The sequence below is a fragment of the Cyanobium sp. ULC065 genome, from assembly GCF_977927515.1.
Window position 1 is genome coordinate 2,859,362 of sequence record NZ_OZ376393.1, and the last position, 17,880, is coordinate 2,877,241.

At 71.2% G+C, this 17,880-nt stretch carries 20 protein-coding genes; 6 read left to right on the forward strand and 14 right to left on the reverse strand.

The features are described from left to right. Positions 1–26: 26 nt before the first annotated feature. Genes ribD through ACXMDP_RS14265 form a run of 4 tightly spaced genes read right to left on the reverse strand, consistent with a single transcriptional unit; the run spans position 27 to position 4,446 of the window. On the reverse strand, positions 27–1,100 hold the full coding sequence (gene ribD / locus ACXMDP_RS14250) for a bifunctional diaminohydroxyphosphoribosylaminopyrimidine deaminase/5-amino-6-(5-phosphoribosylamino)uracil reductase RibD (protein ID WP_259730305.1): 1,074 nt from the start codon (positions 1,098–1,100) through the stop codon (positions 27–29). A 44-nt stretch (positions 1,101–1,144) separates the two neighbouring features. Next, a complete protein-coding gene (locus ACXMDP_RS14255) occupies positions 1,145–1,663 on the reverse strand; it encodes a DUF3122 domain-containing protein (protein ID WP_259730250.1) in 519 nt (172 codons plus the stop codon). Then, the gene (locus ACXMDP_RS14260; protein WP_259730249.1) at positions 1,660–4,167 is read right to left on the reverse strand and encodes a GH116 family glycosyl hydrolase; all 2,508 of its coding nucleotides are present in this window, start codon (positions 4,165–4,167) and stop codon (positions 1,660–1,662) included. The genes ACXMDP_RS14255 and ACXMDP_RS14260 overlap by 4 nt, the downstream gene beginning before the upstream one ends. A gap of 27 nt (positions 4,168–4,194) precedes the next feature. Then, a complete protein-coding gene (locus tag ACXMDP_RS14265) occupies positions 4,195–4,446 on the reverse strand; it encodes a hypothetical protein (RefSeq protein ID WP_094512626.1) in 252 nt (83 codons plus the stop codon). 53 nt (positions 4,447–4,499) lie between these two features. On the opposite strand from ACXMDP_RS14265, the gene cbiE reads away from it, so the two are divergent. After that, positions 4,500–5,909: a precorrin-6y C5,15-methyltransferase (decarboxylating) subunit CbiE gene (cbiE, locus tag ACXMDP_RS14270; protein WP_259730248.1), complete on the forward strand. Its 1,410-nt coding sequence runs from the start codon at positions 4,500–4,502 to the stop codon at positions 5,907–5,909. 267 nt (positions 5,910–6,176) lie between these two features. Here the strand turns inward: cbiE and ACXMDP_RS14275 are convergent, their stop codons facing one another. The 4 genes from ACXMDP_RS14275 to pheS form a co-directional block, all read right to left on the reverse strand. Further along, the gene (locus ACXMDP_RS14275) at positions 6,177–6,785 is read right to left on the reverse strand and encodes a DUF192 domain-containing protein (protein WP_259730247.1); all 609 of its coding nucleotides are present in this window, start codon (positions 6,783–6,785) and stop codon (positions 6,177–6,179) included. Then, positions 6,782–7,450, reverse strand: a complete 669-nt coding sequence (locus ACXMDP_RS14280) for a response regulator transcription factor (RefSeq protein ID WP_259730246.1) — start codon at positions 7,448–7,450, stop codon at positions 6,782–6,784. Before ACXMDP_RS14280 ends, ACXMDP_RS14275 begins: the two co-directional genes overlap by 4 nt. After that, positions 7,447–8,403: an NAD(+) kinase gene (locus ACXMDP_RS14285; RefSeq protein ID WP_259730245.1), complete on the reverse strand. Its 957-nt coding sequence runs from the start codon at positions 8,401–8,403 to the stop codon at positions 7,447–7,449. The genes ACXMDP_RS14280 and ACXMDP_RS14285 overlap by 4 nt, the downstream gene beginning before the upstream one ends. Positions 8,404–8,495: 92 nt before the next feature. Beyond that, positions 8,496–9,503: a phenylalanine--tRNA ligase subunit alpha gene (gene pheS, locus ACXMDP_RS14290; protein ID WP_094512622.1), complete on the reverse strand. Its 1,008-nt coding sequence runs from the start codon at positions 9,501–9,503 to the stop codon at positions 8,496–8,498. Between the two features lie 97 nt (positions 9,504–9,600). On the opposite strand from pheS, the gene surE reads away from it, so the two are divergent. Continuing rightward, positions 9,601–10,428 (forward strand): 5'/3'-nucleotidase SurE, encoded by an 828-nt coding sequence (surE, locus tag ACXMDP_RS14295; protein WP_259730244.1) that lies wholly within the window; start codon positions 9,601–9,603, stop codon positions 10,426–10,428. On the opposite strand, the gene ACXMDP_RS14300 is transcribed toward surE, so the two are convergent. Beyond that, on the reverse strand, positions 10,411–11,010 hold the full coding sequence (locus tag ACXMDP_RS14300; protein ID WP_259730243.1) for a DUF3611 family protein: 600 nt from the start codon (positions 11,008–11,010) through the stop codon (positions 10,411–10,413). The two genes, surE and ACXMDP_RS14300, sit on opposite strands and share 18 nt — an antisense overlap. Positions 11,011–11,149: 139 nt before the next feature. Here ACXMDP_RS14300 and ribF point away from each other — a divergent pair, with 139 nt between their 5' ends. From ribF to ACXMDP_RS14320, 4 genes are all read left to right on the forward strand, one after another. Further along, entirely contained in the window at positions 11,150–12,166 is a 1,017-nt protein-coding gene (gene ribF / locus ACXMDP_RS14305) for a riboflavin biosynthesis protein RibF (protein WP_259730242.1), read from the forward strand. A 248-nt stretch (positions 12,167–12,414) separates the two neighbouring features. Then, positions 12,415–13,521, forward strand: coding sequence for a thiamine phosphate synthase (locus ACXMDP_RS14310; protein WP_259730241.1), 1,107 nt, complete (start codon positions 12,415–12,417; stop codon positions 13,519–13,521). A 39-nt stretch (positions 13,522–13,560) separates the two neighbouring features. Further along, positions 13,561–13,770: a sulfur carrier protein ThiS gene (thiS, locus tag ACXMDP_RS14315; protein ID WP_259730240.1), complete on the forward strand. Its 210-nt coding sequence runs from the start codon at positions 13,561–13,563 to the stop codon at positions 13,768–13,770. Positions 13,771–13,798: 28 nt separating this feature from the next. Further along, a complete protein-coding gene (locus ACXMDP_RS14320) occupies positions 13,799–14,782 on the forward strand; it encodes a DUF1517 domain-containing protein (protein WP_369803013.1) in 984 nt (327 codons plus the stop codon). 142 nt (positions 14,783–14,924) lie between these two features. On the opposite strand, the gene larB is transcribed toward ACXMDP_RS14320, so the two are convergent. From larB to ACXMDP_RS14345, 5 genes are all read right to left on the reverse strand, one after another. Beyond that, the gene (gene larB / locus ACXMDP_RS14325; protein WP_457767236.1) at positions 14,925–15,587 is read right to left on the reverse strand and encodes a nickel pincer cofactor biosynthesis protein LarB; all 663 of its coding nucleotides are present in this window, start codon (positions 15,585–15,587) and stop codon (positions 14,925–14,927) included. Positions 15,588–15,712: 125 nt separating this feature from the next. Further along, positions 15,713–16,156 carry a TIGR03792 family protein gene (locus ACXMDP_RS14330; RefSeq protein ID WP_259730238.1) on the reverse strand — a complete coding sequence of 148 codons (444 nt, stop codon included), beginning with the start codon at positions 16,154–16,156 and terminating at the stop codon, positions 15,713–15,715. Further along, on the reverse strand, positions 16,153–16,632 hold the full coding sequence (gene ispF, locus ACXMDP_RS14335) for a 2-C-methyl-D-erythritol 2,4-cyclodiphosphate synthase (RefSeq protein ID WP_259730237.1): 480 nt from the start codon (positions 16,630–16,632) through the stop codon (positions 16,153–16,155). Before ispF ends, ACXMDP_RS14330 begins: the two co-directional genes overlap by 4 nt. A 28-nt stretch (positions 16,633–16,660) precedes the next feature. Continuing rightward, entirely contained in the window at positions 16,661–17,398 is a 738-nt protein-coding gene (trmD, locus tag ACXMDP_RS14340) for a tRNA (guanosine(37)-N1)-methyltransferase TrmD (protein WP_259730236.1), read from the reverse strand. A 5-nt stretch (positions 17,399–17,403) separates the two neighbouring features. Continuing rightward, positions 17,404–17,877: a phycobiliprotein lyase gene (locus tag ACXMDP_RS14345; RefSeq protein WP_259730235.1), complete on the reverse strand. Its 474-nt coding sequence runs from the start codon at positions 17,875–17,877 to the stop codon at positions 17,404–17,406. Positions 17,878–17,880 lie beyond the last annotated feature (3 nt).

Sequence of the window (17,880 nt, forward strand, 5' to 3'; positions counted from 1 at the left end):
CACCCTACGGATCAGGCTCCGGCGATTTATGGATCAGGCTCCGGCGCCACCAGCTCCCAGAGCAGATCAGGCCCGCAGCGGCTCAGCTGTTGGCCCGTCCACAGCCGGGCTTCCGCCAGGTCCGCCAGCTCCAGATCACCCAGCGGCGTGCGGGCGGCCGCCCCACCAAGCAACCGCGGCGCGATCACGACCGCCAGCCGCTGCACGCAAGCCTGCCGCAGGGCGGCCGCCGCCAGGCTGGGCCCGCATTCCCACAGCACCTGGTTGCAGCCGCGTCCAGCCAGGGCCTCCAGCAGCGGCCGGGGTTCGCAGGCGCTCAGCTCCAGCGTTTCCACACCGAGGGCCGCCAGGGCCTCACGGCGCTGGTGCGGTGCCTCCGGGCCATGGGCCACCAGGGTGCGGGCCTGCGCCTGGTTCCAGAGCTGCATTGGCAGGCCGGGCAGCTCCAGCTGGCGGCTGAGCACCACCCGCAGCGGTTCGGGCTGGCGCCGGCCGCGGCTGGTGAGCAACGGGTTGTCGGCCCGCACGGTGCCGCCGCCCACGATCACGGCATCGCAGCGGGCCCGCAGACGGTGCACCCAGTCGCGGGCGGCGGGGCCGGTGATCCACTGGCTCTGCCCGCTGGGCAGGGCGGTGCGCCCGTCGAGGCTCATGCCCCACTTGAGCAGGCCCAGCGGCCTGCCGTTGAGCACCCTGTGCACGAAGGCGCGATTGAGTTCCAGGGCCTGCGCCTGACGCACCCCGCCGATCACCTCCACCCCCGCCTGCCGCAGCCGGGCGAGGCCACCGCCCGCCACGCGCGGATCGGGATCCTCCATCGCCACCACCACCCGGCGGATGCCGGCGGCGATCACGGCCTCGCTGCACGGCGGCGTGCGGCCGTGGTGGCAGCACGGCTCCAGGGTCACCAGCAGGGTGCCTCCGCGGGCCCGCGCACCGGCCTGGGCCAGCGCCCCCACCTCCGCATGCGGCTGCCCGGCGGCGGCATGGAAGCCCTCCCCCACCAGGGTGCCGTCGGCGCTGAGCACCACGGCGCCCACCATCGGGTTCGGGCTGGTGCGGCCCCGGCCGAGGGCAGCCAGTTGCAGCGCCCGGTCCATCCAGGCCAGCCAGGGGCGGTGGCCGGAGTCAGCCGGCGCCGCGCTCAAAGGGGCGCGTCCGGCAGCTGCCGCCATTCAGCCACCACGTAGGGAGGAACCAGCAGATCGGTGAACCCGCCGCGCAGCCGCAGCCGCAGCGGCCGGTCGCGGTCGAGGTCGGCCAGCAGCGGCGCCAGATCGAATTCGGCCGCTGCCGCCCGGGCATCGGCTGTGAGCTGGGGATTGGCGAGGGTGAGATCGGCGAGCTCCCACTGGAACACCCCGGAGCGCACCGCCAGCGGGGTGGGGTGATCGAGGCGCAACTTGCCCGGGTAGCCCACGATGCGCAGGCGCAGCGGGCCGCCGGGTGGCCCCTGCCGGTAGCCCACCAGCTGCCAGCTCTGGTCGTCGAGATCCCGCAGGCTCTCGAGGCTGCGCACCACCGGCGCGCCGTTTTCGTCGGGATGGCTGTGAATCTGGGCGAAGGCCGCTGGGGCCAGGCCGATCAGGCCAGCCAGTGCGCCCAGGGCCAGCAGCAAGGAAAGCGCGAGGGTGAGCGCCCGGAAGTGCAGGGGGCTGCTCATGACTGACGGGCACTGCCCGGAATCGGTTGCCACTGGGTGTGTGTAGCCCACAGAGCCCAGATCGCCATCGCCCGTAGATAGTGGCAGGCGCGGAAGGTGCCTGCGGCGGTGAGGGCTTCGGGGGTGCGGAACTGCAGCCCCCCGTCGTACACCTGCTGCACCACGGCGCCGGTGATCGCCAAGGCGGTGCCGGTCTGGCCCATCAGCCGGTAGTAGGCGGCCAGGCCGAAGTTGATGCCGGTCCACACTTCCAATGGGTGGGTGCCGTTGGGGTCGAGCGGCGTGCCGTCGCGGCGCAGGCCATTGGCCACCCCGAGACTGCCGCCCTCGAAGCGCTCGAAGCAGGCCTCGCGGATCGCCGTGAGCGAGGACAGCGCATTGGAGTCGCTCACCACCGGCGGCAGGTTCAGCAGGCGGGCGTAGAAGTCGCCGCAGAGCTGATCGGCCATCACCACCGGCGTGCCGCTGCCGGCATCGATGCGGTAGTACTCGCCGTTCCAGAGCAGGCGGTCGAAGTTCGCCCGCGACTGCTCCAGCCAGTCGCTGAACTGCCGCTGCTCCGCGCTGGTGTCGAGCCCCAGATCCAGCTGCAGCCGCTGCCCCATCGCCAGGGCCGCCTCCAGTGCCGCGATCCAGAGGGCGCCGCAATAGGTGCTCACCCCCTGCAGCGCCCAGTCGTCGAAGGTCTGGTCCGGCGCGCCGCCGTTATCGGGCAGGCCGTCGTCGTTGATGTCGAAGGTCTTGAGGTACTGCAGGGCCTGCACCGCGGCGGGCCAGCAGTCGGCCAGGAAGCGCAGGTCGCTGCCGGTGGGCGCCAGCTGGAAGGTGCGCCACACCTGCAGCACGAAATCACTGGCCAGGTCCTTCCAGAGGTTGCAGTCCTGGTAGGCGGTGTAGTTGGTGGCATCAAAGGGCCGCTCGTTCGGAGCGCCCAGATCGTGGGGCGTGGCCCCCGCCAGCTTGCGGGCCGCCTCCACCCGCCCCTTGCCCTGGGTGAAGTACCAGCCGATCGGTCGTGGCGTGGCGTCGGCGGCGGGGATGGCCCTCGCGAAGCTGCGCAGCACCGCCTTGTCGAGCTCGGGCCAGAGCTGCAGCAGGGCGAGGGAGCCGTAGAGGCGCACGTCGAGGCTTTCATACCAGGCGTAATCCAGGCACTCGAGCACCCCGAAGCGGCCCACCGGGTCGGCGGGGGTGGCGGCGGTCCAGAGGCTGCCGCCGCTGGCGAGGTCGTAGAGCTCGTTGAACAGCGCCATGCGGATCGGCTCGGGCAGGTCGCTGCGCTCCAGCACCGGCTGCTGCCAGGCCTCGATCGCCTCGCGCCACTGGGGCCAGTCGCGCAGGGCCTCGGCGGCGATCGCCGTGGCATTGGTGCCACTCCCACCGAACACATCGGTGTAGCGGCGCAGCGCCTGCTGGCCGCTGGCGAAGGCGGTCACCGGCAGGTCCCAGCTGATCACCACCGGCAGCTCGATCGTGGCCCCGGGCTCCAGCCGCAGCCGCAGGGCGATGGCCGCACTGGCCTGTTCGCCGGCGCTGCTGCGGCGGTCGTTGTCACTGGCGGGAATGGAGCCGTTGCGGGCGAACGGGGCCCAGATCTCGGCGCCGCTGCCGGTGGGATCCCAGCGGCTGCAGCGCAGCACCTCCACGCCGGGCAGGTCGTCGGGCACCGCCACGCACCACTGGCCTTCCCCTTCGGCGATCGGCGTGCTGATCGGCCCCTCCAGCAGCACCCCCTTCAGGCCGGGCTGGTTGACCTGCCGGTTGCGCTGGCCGGCGCCATGGCCGATCGCCGGCACGTAGCTGTGCTCGGGGCTGCCGTCATCACGGAAGGTGACGGCGGCGCTGGGATCAGTGTTGGTGAACCAGCCGGTGGTGTTGCGCCAGCTCACCAGCAGCGAGAGGTCCAGCGGCGCTTCGGTGGGATTGCTGAGCAGCCAGCGGAACACGGCCACCGGGTAGCTGCTGCGCGCGTAGTCGCCCGGCAGGATCGGGCTGAAGGCTTCGCAGCAGACACCGGCGCGGAACACGCCGCTGTGCTGGAACCAGCTGAGCGGGTAGCGGGCGGCGTAGGTGCCGGTCTGCTGCTCGGCGCTGCTGGCCGGGTACCACTGCCAGGCAGGCAGGGGGTTCTCGCCGGAGCCCGGCCGGGAGTCGTCCTGCTCCGGCGCCGTGGCCAGCGCCATGGCCAGCGGTGTGGTGCCGTCGCTTTCGAACAGGGCGAACTGGCAGTCGGGCAGGGTGCCGAACCAATGCTCACCGCCATCGAGGTGCCAGAGATTCACATGGCCGGCGGAGCTGCGGCCGATGCAGCCGGCGCCGAAGCCGCCCAGCGGCATGCCGTGCCAGGGGCCATCGTCCAGGTTGCTGGCGTAGCGCACCGTATAGGGCGAGTCCCAGCCCAGGCCGAAGGGCCGCTGCCAGCTGGCCGGCGGCGCCTGCCACCCCTCCTTGCCGCCCCCGCGTCCCAGCAGCGTCTGGAGAGCGGAGAAGCCGAAGCGCGCCATGGTGCTGCACAAGGTGGGGCCAGCTTGTCAGAGCTGGCCGTTGCTGTCCTGGTCGATCAGGGCGTCGAGGGTGACGGCCGAGCGCACCAGGGCCTGGTAGCGGGCCACCACCCGCCGGTTGCGCTCCAGCCACTGGCCGGCTTCGCCCGGGTTGCCGCTGAGGGCGGCCCCATCGCCGTCGAGCAGCTCCAGATCCCCCTGCTGCGCCAGCAGGGCCAGCACCAGTTCGTGGATCCGCTGGCGACGGCTGCGGATCGCGGCATCGGGCGGCTCGGCCATGGCGGAACGGGGGGGCGGCCATCATGGCCGGATTCCCTCGCCGCCCTGCCGGCATGAGCAGCGACCCGCAGGCCGGCCGGCGGCAGCAAGGCCCGCCGTTGCAGGTGATCGGCACTGACGCGGGCGGCCTCGCCTCCCTGTCCGCGGCGGCGCTGGAGCTGGTGCGGGGGGCGTCCCTGCTGGCGGCACCGTCCCGGCTGCATCCCGGCCTTGAGGCCCGGCTGGCCGCCTGGGCAGCGCAGGCAGCTGCGGCCACTGAAACTGCCGAGGCCGTCGAGCCCGGTGAGGCCATCGAGGCCACCACCCGCCCCACCCTCGCCTGGAAGCCCCCGCGTCTGCTGGCCAGCGACCAGCCCGAGCCGCTGCTCGCGGCCCTGCAGCAGGCCCTTGCCGCTGGCGAGTCGGTGGTGCTGCTGGCCAGCGGCGATCCGCTCTGGTTCGGCATCGGCCGGTTGCTGCTGCAGCACATTCCGCCGGAGCGCCTGCACTTCCATCCGGCGCCCACCAGCCTGCAGCTGGCCTTCGCGCGCCTGGGCCGCCCCTGGCAGGACGCCGGCTGGGTGAGCCTGCATGGCCGCGAGACGGAACCCCTGGCCCAGCGGCTTCAGCAGCGACCGGCGGCGCTGGCGGTGCTCACCGACCCCTCCCGTGGCGGTGCCGAAGAGGTGCGCCACCTCCTGCGGGCCAGCGGCCTGGAGGCCGCCTACAGCCTGTGGCTGGCCGAGCGGCTGGGACATCCGCAGGAGCGGCTGATGCGGCTGGCCCCCACCGCACCCCTGCCCAGTGATCTCGATCCGCTGCACCTGGTGCTGCTGATCGCCGAGCCCCCGGCCGCTCCCGATCCGGCCGGCCTGCCCCTGTTCGGCCTCGATGACGGCCTCTGGCTGCAGCATCCCGATCGGCCCGGCCTGATGACCAAGCGGGAGGTGCGGATCCAGCTGCTGGCTGACCTGGAGCTGCCGGCCGAGGGCGTGCTCTGGGATCTGGGGGCCGGGGTGGGCTCGATCGGCCTGGAGGCCCTGCGCCTGCGGCCCCAGTTGCAGCTGTGGGCGGTGGAGCGGCGCGGCGGCTCGGCGGCGCTGATCCAGGCCAATGCCGAGCGGCTGGGGGTGCGGCCCGCCGGCGTGCTGGAGCTGGAGGCGCTGGCGGCCTGCGCTCCTGGCGAGCACCCCTCCCCCCTGCCCGACCCCGACCGCGTGTTGATCGGGGGTGGCGGCCGCGGCCGCGCCGCACTGCTGGCGGCCGTGCTGCAGCGCCTGCGGCCCGGCGGTGTGGTGGTGATCCCGCTGGCCACCGTGGAGGCGCTGGCGGAGCTGCGGCCGGTCCTGGAACGGGGCCAGCTGGAGGTGGGTGTGAGCCAGCACCAGGCCTGGCGCGGTGCGCCCCTGGCCGACGGCACCCGCCTGGCGCCGCTCAACCCGGTGCTGGTGCTGAAAGGGCGCCGCTCAGTGGCCGGGGCCTGAGCGCGGCGGTACGGCCTGCAGGCGGCGGCTCCAGGCAAAGGCGGTCGGCAGGGCGGCCAACGGCAACGGGCCCACTTCCGCCAATCCAATCCTGCGCATCCGCTGAGCTGCTTGCCCCAGCTTTCCCTGATGCAGCCGCTCTGTGCTTGACGCTCGGTCCGCACTGTTCAGCGCTCACCGTTCAGCGACGAAGCGCTCCGTGCTCAGAGAATCAGTGCTCAGAGATCAGTGCTTACTCTTTTCGGTCTGTGGTTCGCCACGCACCGATCAGCGGCCAGCACCCCGGCCGGGGAGCCAGCGCAGGGGTGCCGGGCTGCCCACCACGATCCCGAGCCGCTGGGCTTCGTGAGCCTGGAGCTCCACCACCCCATCGGCGGGTTCCGCCGGCCCGTAGCTGGGGCATGGCAGGCGTGGACAGGGCGGCACGGCTGGATCGATGGCGATCACCCGCCCCTGGCGCAGGTAGATCAGGTCGAGTGGCTGGGGAACACGGTGCATCCAGAAGCTCACCGGTGTGGGCGGATCAAAGCGAAACCACATGCCCCGCAACGGGCCGAGCGGGGGCCGCTCCATCAACCCCAGGGCCATCTGGCGCACGCTGCGCGGCACCTCCAGCTGAATGCAGCCACCAGGCCTGGCGGGATGCTCCAGACACCATTCCGCTTCCAGCGGCAGAAACTGCGGGGGCCCCTGCGCAGTGGATGCCGCGCCGGCCGCAGCGGCCCCTATGACCCCAACCGGCCCGACCACCACCGCCAGCACGCCCAGCCCCATCACCCGGAGCAAGGCCCCCCGCCCGATCACTCGTAAGGGACCACTGAGGGCCGTCAAGGCTGCGGGCCTCTGACCGCTGGAGCGCAGGGGGGTGGGTGTCATGGCGCCGGCTTGCCGCTGGGAAGCTGACGATCGCAGAGGCAGTAGCCCCGCCCCCGCACCGTATGGATCAAGCGGCGCTCACCCCCTTCCTCGAGCTTCTGGCGCAGGTAGCGCACATACACCTCCACCACGTTGCTGGCAGCTTCGGTCTGGTCGTCCCAGGCTTCCCGCAGGATCTGCTCGCGGCTCAGCACCTCGCCCGCCTGGCGCACCAGCAGCACCAGCAGCCGGTATTCACGGCCCGTGAGGGTGAGCACGCGGTTGCCGCGCTGGACGCGTTTGAGGGTGGGGTCGAGCCGCAGATCGGCCACCTCCAGGACGGCCTTGATCGGCAGGGGTTGCACGCGCCGCTGCAGGATCAGCCGCAGCCGCGTCAGCAGATCGCTGGCACCGGCCGACGACAGCCAGAAATCATTGGCACCGGCGCTGAGGCACTCGGAGCGGCCCTCCACGCTGTCCTCGACGATGTCGAGCAGCAGGGGCACCTGCTCCATCGTGAGCCGCAGGGCAGGAATGCTGAGAGCGCCGATCTCCCCAGACAGCAGCACCGCGGCGGCGGGCTCGGGCAGGGAGCCCGCCAGGGCGGTGCTGTAACCGGAGGCTTCGAGCCGCGGCGCCATCGCTTCGGCCTCCGGGCCGATCAGCAGGATCAACGGCTGGCTCACGCCCGCTCATCCCCGATCTCCGGGCGCGGGCCGCCGCCGCCGTGCTCATGGCTGTCGGGTTTGGCCACATGGGGCAGGCCCCAGCCCAGCTTGTTGCGCAGCACCTGGAAGAACTCGTGGTCCTGCAGTCGCACGAAGCGGGCCGTATGTTCACTGCGGCGGATCAGCACCCGGTCTTCCGGCCACACGTAGCAGCCGGCACTGCCGTCCACCACCATCATCAGCCGCTCGGGCGTGGCGGGGAACACGGTCACCGGCTCCCGGTCGCTGAAGACCAGGGCGCGGGACGCCAATGAATGGGGCGCGATCGGGGTGAGCTGCAGCACCGGGCAGTCGGGGGTGATCACCGGACCGCCGGCGGAGAGGGCATAGGCGGTGGAGCCTGTGGGGGTCGAGAGAATCACCCCGTCGGCCGAGATGTCCACCGGCACGTGGCGGCCGATGGCGATCTCGAAGTGGCACATGCTGGTGAGCGGCTCCCGGTGCAGGGCCATTTCGTTGAGGCAGAGCACCTCCCAGCGGCGATGCTCCCCCCGCATCACGCTCACCACCAGCATGGTGCGCTCCTCCACCGTCCAGTTGCCCTGCAGCAGCTGGTCGAGGGCCGCATCGAGCTCGTTGAGGTAGGCCTCGGCCAGGAAGCCCATGTGGCCGGTGTTGATCGTCAGGATCGGCACCCCGATCGGGGCCGTCTGGCGGGCGGCGGAGAGCACGGTGCCATCCCCGCCGAGCACCACCGCCAGTTGCATTGCCCCATGAAAACTGGACGGCACGCAGGCGGCGTAGCCGAGGCTGCGCAGGTGCGTGTCGGGGTTGGCGAAGCCCACCATGCCGCCGGAACTGCTCACACGCACCACCGTGCTGCCGGCGGCGATGAAGCGCGCCTCGATCGCATCGGCGGTGCGGACGGCCACAGCCTTGCCGTCGTTGACGATCAGTCCGACGCAGGGCACCGATCGCGCGCAGGGGTTTTGAGAGTTTATGAGGGGGGTCCGGCTCTCAGTGGTGGTGCTGGTGTGGGGATCCTGGCGGGCACTCCGCAGGGTCAGAACTGTTCGAGGAAGCGCAGATCGCTGGTGTAGAGGCGGCGGATGTCATCAATGCCGTGGCGCACCATGCAGAAGCGCTCCACCCCCAGTCCGGCGGCGAAGCCACTCCAGCGCTCGGGGTCCAGTCCCAGCCCCTCCAGCACCGCCGGATCAACCATCCCGCAGCCCATCACCTCCAGCCAGCGGCCGCGCCACTGCACGTCCACCTCGGCGGAGGGTTCGGTGAAGGGGAAGTAGCTGGCGCGGAACCGCACCGGCAGGTCGCCGAAGAAGGCCTGCAGAAAGGTGGTGACCGTGCCGCGCAGGTGGCTGAAATCCAGCCCTTCGTCGATCGCCAGCACCTCCACCTGGTGAAACACCGGCGAATGGGTGGCATCCACCGCATCCCGTCGGTACACGCGCCCCGGCGCGACGATCCGCACCGGCGGTGGGTTCTGCTCCAGATGGCGGATCTGCACCGGTGAGGTGTGGGTGCGCAGCAGGGTGCTGGCCGTCAGATAGAAGGTGTCCTGCATGTCCCGCGCCGGGTGGTGGGGCGGGATGTTGAGCGCGGTGAAGTTGTAGTGGTCGGTCTCCACCTCCGGGCCTTCCTCCACCCGATAACCGAGGCCCGCAAAGATGTCGACGATCTCCTCGGTGGTGGTGATCAGTGGATGGCGGTGGCCGGCGGGCACGTAGCGGCTCGGTGCGGTCACATCGAGGCTTTCGCCGCGCAACTTCTCGGCCATGGCGGCCTCGCGCAGCGCCTCCAGCCGCTCGCCCAGCAGGGCCTGCAGTTGCTCCTTGAGCCGGTTGGCCCGTTGTCCCACCAGCGGCCGCTCCTCGGCCGAGAGCTTGCCCATGGCGCCGAGCACCGCCGAAAGCCGCCCCTTCTTGCCCAGCAGCGCCACCCGCAACTGCTCCAGGTCGGCGGCGGCGGGAGCTGCCCGCACCTCGGCAGCCGCTTCTGCCTCAAGGGCATCGAGTTGATCGGTGAGCTGCTGGAGGGTGATCGTGGCGCTCACGGAGGGGTGGCGTAGCGGCTCGACTGTACGGATCCGGGCCGCCTAGGTTGCCGCCAGGCTGGATCCCTCCACCTCTGCCGCCGCTGTGCTCGCGCCGATGCATCCCCTCCGCATCCTGATCAGCAACGACGACGGGGTGTTCGCCGAGGGCATCCGCACCCTGGCGAATGCCGCCGCCGCCCGGGGGCATCGGGTCACGGTGGTCTGCCCCGACCAGGAACGCTCCGCCACCGGCCACGGCCTCACGCTGCAGACCCCGCTGCGGGCGGAACGGGCCGATGCCCTGTTCGCTGAAGGGGTGGTGGCCTGGGCCTGCAGCGGCACCCCTTCCGATTGCGTGAAGCTGGCCCTGGGCCGCCTGTTGGCGGAACCGCCCGATCTGGTGCTCTCCGGCATCAACCACGGCCCCAACCTGGGCAGCGATGTCTTCTATTCCGGCACGGTGTCGGCGGCGATGGAGGGCACCCTGGAGGGCCTTAAGGCGCTGGCGGTGAGCAGCGCCTGCTTCGACTGGCGCGAGTTCGGCCCGGCGGCGGGGCTGGCGCTGGAGGTGGCCGAGCAGATGCTCGCCGGTGGCTGGCCCGAAGGCCTGCTGCTGAACCTGAACGTGCCGGCCCAGCCCGCCGCTGCGATCGGCCCGGTGCGCTGGTGCCGTCCGGCGGTGCGCCGCTACGTGGATCAGTTCGATTGCCGCACCGATCCGCGCGGCCGCACCTATTACTGGCTCGCTGGTGAGGTGGTCAACGATCTGGAGGCGGCCACCGCCGGCCCGCGCGACTGGCCCACGGATGTGGAGCAGGTGCACAGCGGTGGTGCGGCGCTCACGCCGCTGCAGCCGGAACTGTTCTGGCGTGGGGCGCTGTCGCAGCTTGCGGCACTCGATCCCCTGCTGGTGCAGGGGTCCCTTTCAGCCGGGCCGCTCTGACGGCAGCGGCCTGTAGACCCGCTGCAGCAGCCACAGGCTGAGCAGCAGGCCCACCAGATGGGCGAACAGCACCTGGGTGTTGCTCAGCACTGAGAGCATCTCGATCGAGGTGATCGGCAGGCCCATCACCCTGCTGCCGGTGCCGCCAGGCGTCGTGATCTGGGCGCCGAAGAAGCCGGGCACCTGCATGGAGGCCTGCACGAACAGGCTGCCGGCCAGGGCCTGGTAGCCCACTGCTGCCAGGGTGAGGCCCAGCAGATCGCCCAGCACGCTGCGCTTGATCAGCCGGCCGGTTTCACCGCGGCTGGGCCGCACCGGGCTGGCCAGGGCGCGGCCGCAGCGCACCATCAGCCAGCCCTGCCAGAGGCTCCAGAGCAGCACGAAAAACGACAGCGTCGTGAGCGACAGCCCGGGGCCCAGTCCCAGGGCCCGCTGGGTGTTGGCCATCAGCCGGGTGCCGATGTTGTTGAAGATCAGCACCCCCACCACCACCACGGACAGCACCACCTGGGTCCAGAAACGGATCCAGGCCATGCGACGCACCGCCGCGGATACCAGCTGGAGATCGAGGCGATCGGCCATCGGCGGCGCTTGCGCGGGGAAAGGCGAATGGCAACAAACTTGGCATGGCCGGCCACCCGTGCTGCGAGGCCCTGACCGCCGGGCCACAGCGCCCGGCGCCGCGTGGAAGGATGGACCCCCGCGGGAACCGTCTGGACAGTTGATACCGCTGCGATCTCCCCAGGATGCCCTGACCCCCACCGCCGTCGCCCTTGGGAGCTTCGACGGCCTGCACCAGGGTCACCAACGGGTCATCGCCTCGATCGCTGCCGCCCCCACCGCTGGCCTGGTGCCCACGGTGGTGAGCTTCTGGCCCCATCCCCGCGAGCTGCTGCATGGCGAGCCCCGCCTGCGCCTCGATCTGCCCAGCGAGCAGCTCTCGCTGCTTCAACCCTTCGGCATCCGCCAGCTGGTGATGGTGTCCTTCACCCGCGAGCTCGCCTGCTTCACACCGCAGGAGTTCGTCGAACGGATTCTGGTGGCGGCGCTGCAGTGCCGCGAGGTGGCAGTGGGAGAGAACTTCCGCTTCGGCGTGAACCGCTGCGGTGATGCGGCTGCCCTCGTCGCGATCGGCGCCCAGCACGGCCTGAAGGTGTCGGTGCTGCCGATGCTGTGGGATGGCAGCGAGCGGGTGAGCAGCAGCCGCATCCGCAGGGCCCTGGCCGCTGGCCGGATCGATGAGGCCGGGCGGCTGCTGGAGCGTCCCTACCGGTTCAGCGGCACTGTGGGGCGCGGGCGCCGGCTGGGCCGCACGCTCGGCTGGCCCACGGCCAACCTGGCGGTGGACGGGCGCAAGTTCCTGCCGCTGGAGGGGGTGTATGCCGCCCTGGCCTGGACCCAGGGTGGCGGCCCTATGGCGGCGGTGATGAATCTGGGGCCGCAGCCCACGGTGGACCCCCTGGCGCCCTCGGCGGTGGAGGTGCACCTGCTGGATCGCCAGATCGAGCTGGAGGGGCACGTGCTGGAGGTGCAGCCGCTGGAGCTGCTGCGTTCCCAGCAGCGGTTCGAGAGCCTGGAGGCCCTCAAGGCCCAGATCGGCCGGGATGCCGAGCAGGCCTGGGCGCTGATGCCCGAGCGCGTGCTTGAGGCGGCGGTGGCCAGATCAGCCGGCGGGATAGGCGTTCGTGAGGCCCCAGCTGATGAAGGCCGCGATGCCGCCCAGCAGCAGAATCCCTGAAACCAGCACCCACATCGGGCTGTCGCCGCCGCCGGAATTCATGGGCTCTGGGAATGGTCCCCCACCCTAACGAGCCCATTCCGTCCCGTCCCCCCATTCCCGCCGCGCCATCACGGCGCTGTCCGCCCACTTGCCACCACCTGGCTGGCTCGACGCCTCACTGGCTCACCTCCACGCCGTCTCATTGCCTCACGGGCCCGCCGCCTCGCGGCCTCACCGTTGCCCGCCCTATCCCTGCCTCTGTACCGATGGACTTCCCTTCCTCTGCCTCCGCTCCACAGCTGGCGGAGCCGGCCGTGCTGCGCCTGCTGGACGCCAACCTCGACCGGGCCCGGGAGGGGCTGCGGGTGATCGAAGACTGGTGCCGCTTCGGCCTCGGCCGCGACGACCTGGTGACCCGCAGCAAGGACATGCGCCAGCGGCTCGGCCGGCGCCATCAGGACATCTATAAGCAGGCGCGCCACAGCGCCACCGATCCGGCGGCGGGCCTGGCCCATCCGGCCCAGCAGCAGCGGCTTGGCTCGGCGGCAGTGCTGGGGGCCAATGCCGCCCGGGTGCAGGAAGCCCTGCGGGTGCTTGAGGAATTCGGCCGCAGCAGTGATCCGGAGCTGGCGGCTGAGGCCTCAGCGCTCCGCTACCTCGCCTACGACCTGGAAGTGGCCGTGCTGCAGGCCACGGCGGGCCTGGGCCACCGCCGTCAGCAGCTGGCCTCCTGCCGGCTGTATCTGATCACCAGCCCCTGCCAGACCCTTGAAGCTCTCGAAACCACGGTGGCGGCTGCCCTGGAGGCGGGGGTCCGCCTGGTGCAGTACCGGGCCAAGCAGGCCGACGACAGCCAGCGCTTCGCCGAAGCCACCGCCCTGCGCCGGCTCTGCGCTCGCCATGGCGCCCTGTTCCTGGTGAACGACCGGGTGGATCTGGCCCTGGCGGTGGACGCCGATGGCGTGCACCTGGGCCAGGGGGATCTGCCACCGGCGATCGCCCGTCGCCTGCTCGGGCCGGAGCGCCTGATCGGCCGCAGCACCCACTGCATCGAGCAGCTGCGCCAGGCCGTGACCGATGGCTGTGACTACGTGGGGGTGGGGCCCGTGCATGCCACACCCACCAAGCCCGGCCGCGCGCCGGTGGGGTTCGCCTATCTCAGTGAGGCCGCGGCGGAGAGCCCGCTGCCTTTCTTCGCCATCGGCGGCATCGAGGCCGCCACGCTCGCGCCGGTATTGGCGGCCGGCGCCAGGGGCGTGGCGGTGGTGCGCGCGATCATGGAGGCCCCCGATCCGGCGGCGGCCAGCCGCGAGCTTCTGGCTGCCCTGCCACCACTTCACTCAGCACCATTTCCCTCACCACCCCTGCCCTGAACTCCGTCGCCTCCACCACCTCTTCGCCCTTCCGCTGCCGTGACCCTCTCTCTGAAACTCAACGGTGAGGCCCGCCAGTGCCAGGCAGGTCTCAGCCTGCAGGAGGCGCTGAAGAACTTCGGCTACGAGCCCCGCCTGGTGGTGGTCGAGTTCAACGGCACGGTGCTGGCCCGGCGGCATTGGCCGGAGCAGACCCTCAACGATGGAGACGTTCTGGAAGTCGTCACCATCGTGGGGGGTGGTTCCTAGATTCGAGCCATTCGCAGCGGCAACTGACGTGTCCTCTCCCCAAGCCACCGGCCGTGCCAGCGCGGGGCGCCTGCGCCTGTCGGCCTGGCTGGTGCTGCCGTTCCTGCTCAGCACCCTGGTGATGTTCGCTGCGCCGCAGCCGAGCCAGGCCGCCAGCGGTGGCCGCATCGGCGGCGGCAGTTTCCGTTCCGCCCCCTCCATGCCGCGTAACTTCAGCGGCGGTGGTGGCGGGAGCTTCGGGGGTGGCGGCTACCGGGGCGGCGGTGGCGGCTTCGGCGGCGGCATCGGCTTCCCCTTCCTGATCCCGATCTTCGGCTTCGGCGGCGGCGGCCTGTTCGGCTTCCTGGTCCTGATGGCGATCGTGGGCGTGATCGCCAACACCCTGCGCGGTGGGGGTGGCGGCGCGCTGACCGGCGGCAATGGCGGCGGGGCGATGGTCGCTCCCCGCGCGGACGGCCCCGTGGCAGTGGCGCAGCTGCAGATGGGACTGCTCGCCACAGCCCGCGATCTGCAGAGCGACCTGCGCCGCCTGGCGGCACAGGCGGACACCGGCAGCAGCGCCGGCCTGCAGCGGGTGCTGCAGGAAACCACCCTGTCGTTGCTGCGCAACCCCGATCTCTGGGTGTACGCCAACGTGGAAGTGGGTCAGGTGCCCTTTCCCAGCGCCGAAACCACCTTCAACCGCCTCTCGATGACAGAGCGCAGCAAGCTGCGCCGCGAGGTCACCTCCAATGTGGGCGGCAAGCGCTTCCAGGATGCCGCCGCGCCGGTGGGCAACGCCGATGCCACCAGCGATTTCATCGCCATCACCCTGCTGGTGGCCAGCCGCGGCCGCATCCCGATCAAATCCGCCAGCACTGCCGACGACCTCCGCAACGCGCTTGGCGTGCTGGGAGCTGTGAGCTCCACTGATCTGCTGGCCCTCGAAGTGATCTGGCAGCCCGAAGGCGAGGGCGAAGTGCTCAGCACCGAGGAACTGCTTACCGCCTACCCACAGCTGCAGCACCTCTGAGCCTCAGCCACGGCTGCACGCGCCACACAGCCATAGCCGTTCAACCCCTGCAAAGGCCAAGCAACGGCTGCACCCGCTCGATCCCATCAGTTGAACCGGCTGTCGGCCACAGCCGGTTCAACCGCTTGAGCTGGCAACCCGCTCAGTTATCGCCCTGTTCCCTTGTGTTGAGGATGCGCAGAGCGGCCATGGCGGCGCCGTAGCCGTTGTCGATGTTCACCACGGCAAGCCCTGGCGCGCAGCTGGCGAGCATGCCGTGCAGCGCCGCCATGCCGCCTGCACTCACGCCGTAGCCCACCGACACCGGCACGGCGATCACCGGCTGGGGCAACAGCCCGGCCACCACGGTGGGCAGGGCCCCTTCCATGCCGGCGCACACGATCAACACGCGGGCACGCCGCAGCCGCTCCAGCTTGCCGAGCAGGCGCTGCAGTCCCGCCACGCCCACGTCAACCACCAGGTCGTGGGCAATGCCGTGGCAGCGCAGGGCCAGGCCCGCCTCCTGGGCCACAGCCAGATCGCTGCTGCCGGCGCACACCACCGCCACCGACGGCGTGGCAGCCACGGGCGGCTCGCTGCTGCCCTCCTGCAGGCCGAGCGTCAGGCAGCGGGCGATCGGGTGATAGGCCAGAGCCCGCTCTGCCGGTAGCGGCGGCAGCGCCTCTCGGCAGAGAACGGCCACAGCGGCAGCCTTCTCGTCGCTCACGCGCGTCACCAGAACGGTCTGGGCGGTCTGGGCCAGCCGCAGCAGGATGGCGGCCATCTGTGCGGCGCTCTTGTCCTGGCCCCAGATCGCTTCTGTCATCCCCAGCCGCAGCGGACGCTCCAGATCGAGCTCGGCCACCCCAGCAATCAGGCCGGGCCCCGGGTTGTGCTGAGACGCGATCTCGGGGTCGTTGTGGGGAGGGATCGGCCCGGTGTCGAAGGTGTTCATGGTTGCGGCAGCAGTTCGGCGCTGCCCAGCAGCGCAAAGGGGTTGTCTGCGGTGGCGGGCAGAGCCAGACAGCGGCGTGCCTCCGCCTCGAAGCGTTGCTGGGGCTCCGCCAGGCTGGTTTCTGCAAGGCCATGCCAGTCGGACGCCCGCCGCCAGCGGATCAGCAGCACGCCTTCCGTGTCGCGGGCGTTCCAGAACAGCTCTCGGCCCGCGAAACCCTGCTGCCGCTCCAACCAGGGCCCCCACCCCACCGCTTCAGCCTGCAACCAGCAGTTGCGCTGCTCTGCCGGCACCCGCAACCGCAAGAACTCGAAGGCTCCAGCTTCAGCTCTTGCGCCTGCGCCGGCAACGCCCGTCGTGGCATGAGCCATGGCCGGGTGCAGCCCAGGGGCCACCAGCAGGGCCAACCCCAGGCTGAGCGCCAGCCACCAGCCCTTCATGGTTTCTGCAGCAGGGCGACGGCGTGGCAGGCGATGCCCTCCTGCCGGCCGGTGGGGCCCAGACCTTCGTTGGTGGTGGCTTTCACCCCCACCTGTTCCGGCTCCACCGCCAGCCGTGCGGCGATGGCGGCGCGCATGGCCTCGATGTGGGGCTTGAGCTTGGGCTGCTCCGCCACCACCACCGCATCCACGTTCACCACCTGCCAGCCCCGCTCGCGCACCAGCTCCATCACCCGCTCCAGCAGCAGCAGGCTGTCGGCGCCTTTCCAGCGCGCGTCCTCCGGCGGGAAATGGCGGCCGATGTCGCCGAGGCTGAGGGCGCCCAGCAGGGCATCCATCAGCGCGTGCACCAGTACGTCAGCGTCGCTGTGACCATCGAGGCCGAGCGGATGGTCGAGCCGGATGCCCCCGAGGATCAGGGGACGTCCGCTCACCAGCCGGTGGATGTCGTAGCCGTTGCCGATGCGCAGCTGCATGCCGAAGCCGTGAGGCGAAGCGGAGCCATCATGGGCATTCTCCCTGCGCGGACGCGTCGTCCGCGCAGCCACCCTGCTCCAGCCAGCGCTGGTAGAGATCGGGGCGGCGCTCGCGGGTGCGCTGCAGTTGCTGCTCGTGTCGCCAGTTGGCGATCACCGCGTGGTGGCCGTTGCGCAGCACTTCGGGCACCTCCATGCCGCGAAAGCTGGCGGGGCGGGTGTACTGGGGATGCTCCAGGAGCAGGGCGCTGTGGCTTTCGTCGTCGAGCGAGGCGGCGGTGCCCACCGTGCCGGGCAGCAGCCGCACCACCCCGTTGATCACGGTCATCGCCGGCAGCTCCCCGCCGGTGAGCACGAAGTCGCCGATCGACACCTCGGCATCGGCCAGGCTGCGGATGCGTTCGTCGAAGCCCTCGTAGTGGCCGCAGAGCAGCACCAGCTGATCGCAGCTGGTGGCCCAGTGGCGCAGGTGGGCCTGCTGCAGGGGTTGGCCCTGCGGGCTCATCAGCAACACCGTGCGGCGTTCCAGTTGCGGGATCGCCTCGAAGGCGGCGAACACGGGCTCAGGTTTGAGCACCATGCCCGCACCACCGCCGTAGGGCACATCGTCCACCTTGCAGTAGCGGTCGGTGGCGAAATCGCGGGGGTTGTGGGTGTGCAGGCTGGCCCGACCGGCGGCGAACGAGCGGCCGATCACCCCGAGCCCGCGCAGGGGCTCGAAGGCCTCCGGCACCAGCGTCACGACATCGATCCGTAGGCCGCTCATGGTGCTCAGGAGGCGCTCACGCGGCGAATCTCGCTGCAAAAGCTGGCCACCGCGGCACTGCCATCGGCGCGGTGCTCCACGCTGCTGCGCAGGCGCAGGTTGGGCTTGGTGAACCAGATCCGTTCCCGCACCAGGCCCTCACGGCGCTGAAGTTCCAGTTCCAGGCTGCCGTCAGGCCAGAGTTGCCAGCGACCGATCGTTCCGTCGACGCCCCGCAGGCCGCCGTCACCGTCAAAGCCGAGCGTGCTGCGGATGCCCTCCGGGGCATTCACCTGCAGGCCGCCCAGATCGCCTGCGGCACCTGACTCCAGCAGGGTCACCTCCACCTCCCCCCGCTCGCTCAAGGGAGCGGCGCCGTCGTCAGGGTTGCTGCTGGCGCTGCCGGCCAGCGTGCTGCGCAGACCCATCCAGCGGCCGGCGCAGAGCTGCAGGAAGGCGGGCAGATCCGCCGGAGGAAACGCTGGGCTGGGGCCGGTCATGGC

Bases quoted from the DNA above. Each gene is read 5' to 3' on its own strand.
- ribD (WP_259730305.1), bottom strand. From the start codon at position 1,100: ATGGACCGGGCGCTGCAACTGGCTGCCCTCGGCCGGGGCCGCACCAGC.
- ACXMDP_RS14255 (WP_259730250.1), bottom strand. From the start codon at position 1,663: ATGAGCAGCCCCCTGCACTTCCGGGCGCTCACCCTCGCGCTTTCCTTG.
- ACXMDP_RS14260 (WP_259730249.1), bottom strand. From the start codon at position 4,167: ATGGCGCGCTTCGGCTTCTCCGCTCTCCAGACGCTGCTGGGACGCGGG.
- ACXMDP_RS14265 (WP_094512626.1), bottom strand. From the start codon at position 4,446: ATGGCCGAGCCGCCCGATGCCGCGATCCGCAGCCGTCGCCAGCGGATC.
- cbiE (WP_259730248.1), top strand. From the start codon at position 4,500: ATGAGCAGCGACCCGCAGGCCGGCCGGCGGCAGCAAGGCCCGCCGTTG.
- ACXMDP_RS14275 (WP_259730247.1), bottom strand. From the start codon at position 6,785: ATGACACCCACCCCCCTGCGCTCCAGCGGTCAGAGGCCCGCAGCCTTG.
- surE (WP_259730244.1), top strand. From the start codon at position 9,601: ATGCATCCCCTCCGCATCCTGATCAGCAACGACGACGGGGTGTTCGCC.
- ACXMDP_RS14300 (WP_259730243.1), bottom strand. From the start codon at position 11,010: ATGGCCGATCGCCTCGATCTCCAGCTGGTATCCGCGGCGGTGCGTCGC.
- ACXMDP_RS14310 (WP_259730241.1), top strand. From the start codon at position 12,415: ATGGACTTCCCTTCCTCTGCCTCCGCTCCACAGCTGGCGGAGCCGGCC.
- larB (WP_457767236.1), bottom strand. From the start codon at position 15,587: ATGACAGAAGCGATCTGGGGCCAGGACAAGAGCGCCGCACAGATGGCC.
- ACXMDP_RS14330 (WP_259730238.1), bottom strand. From the start codon at position 16,156: ATGAAGGGCTGGTGGCTGGCGCTCAGCCTGGGGTTGGCCCTGCTGGTG.
- ispF (WP_259730237.1), bottom strand. From the start codon at position 16,632: ATGCAGCTGCGCATCGGCAACGGCTACGACATCCACCGGCTGGTGAGC.
- trmD (WP_259730236.1), bottom strand. From the start codon at position 17,398: ATGAGCGGCCTACGGATCGATGTCGTGACGCTGGTGCCGGAGGCCTTC.
- ACXMDP_RS14345 (WP_259730235.1), bottom strand. From the start codon at position 17,877: ATGACCGGCCCCAGCCCAGCGTTTCCTCCGGCGGATCTGCCCGCCTTC.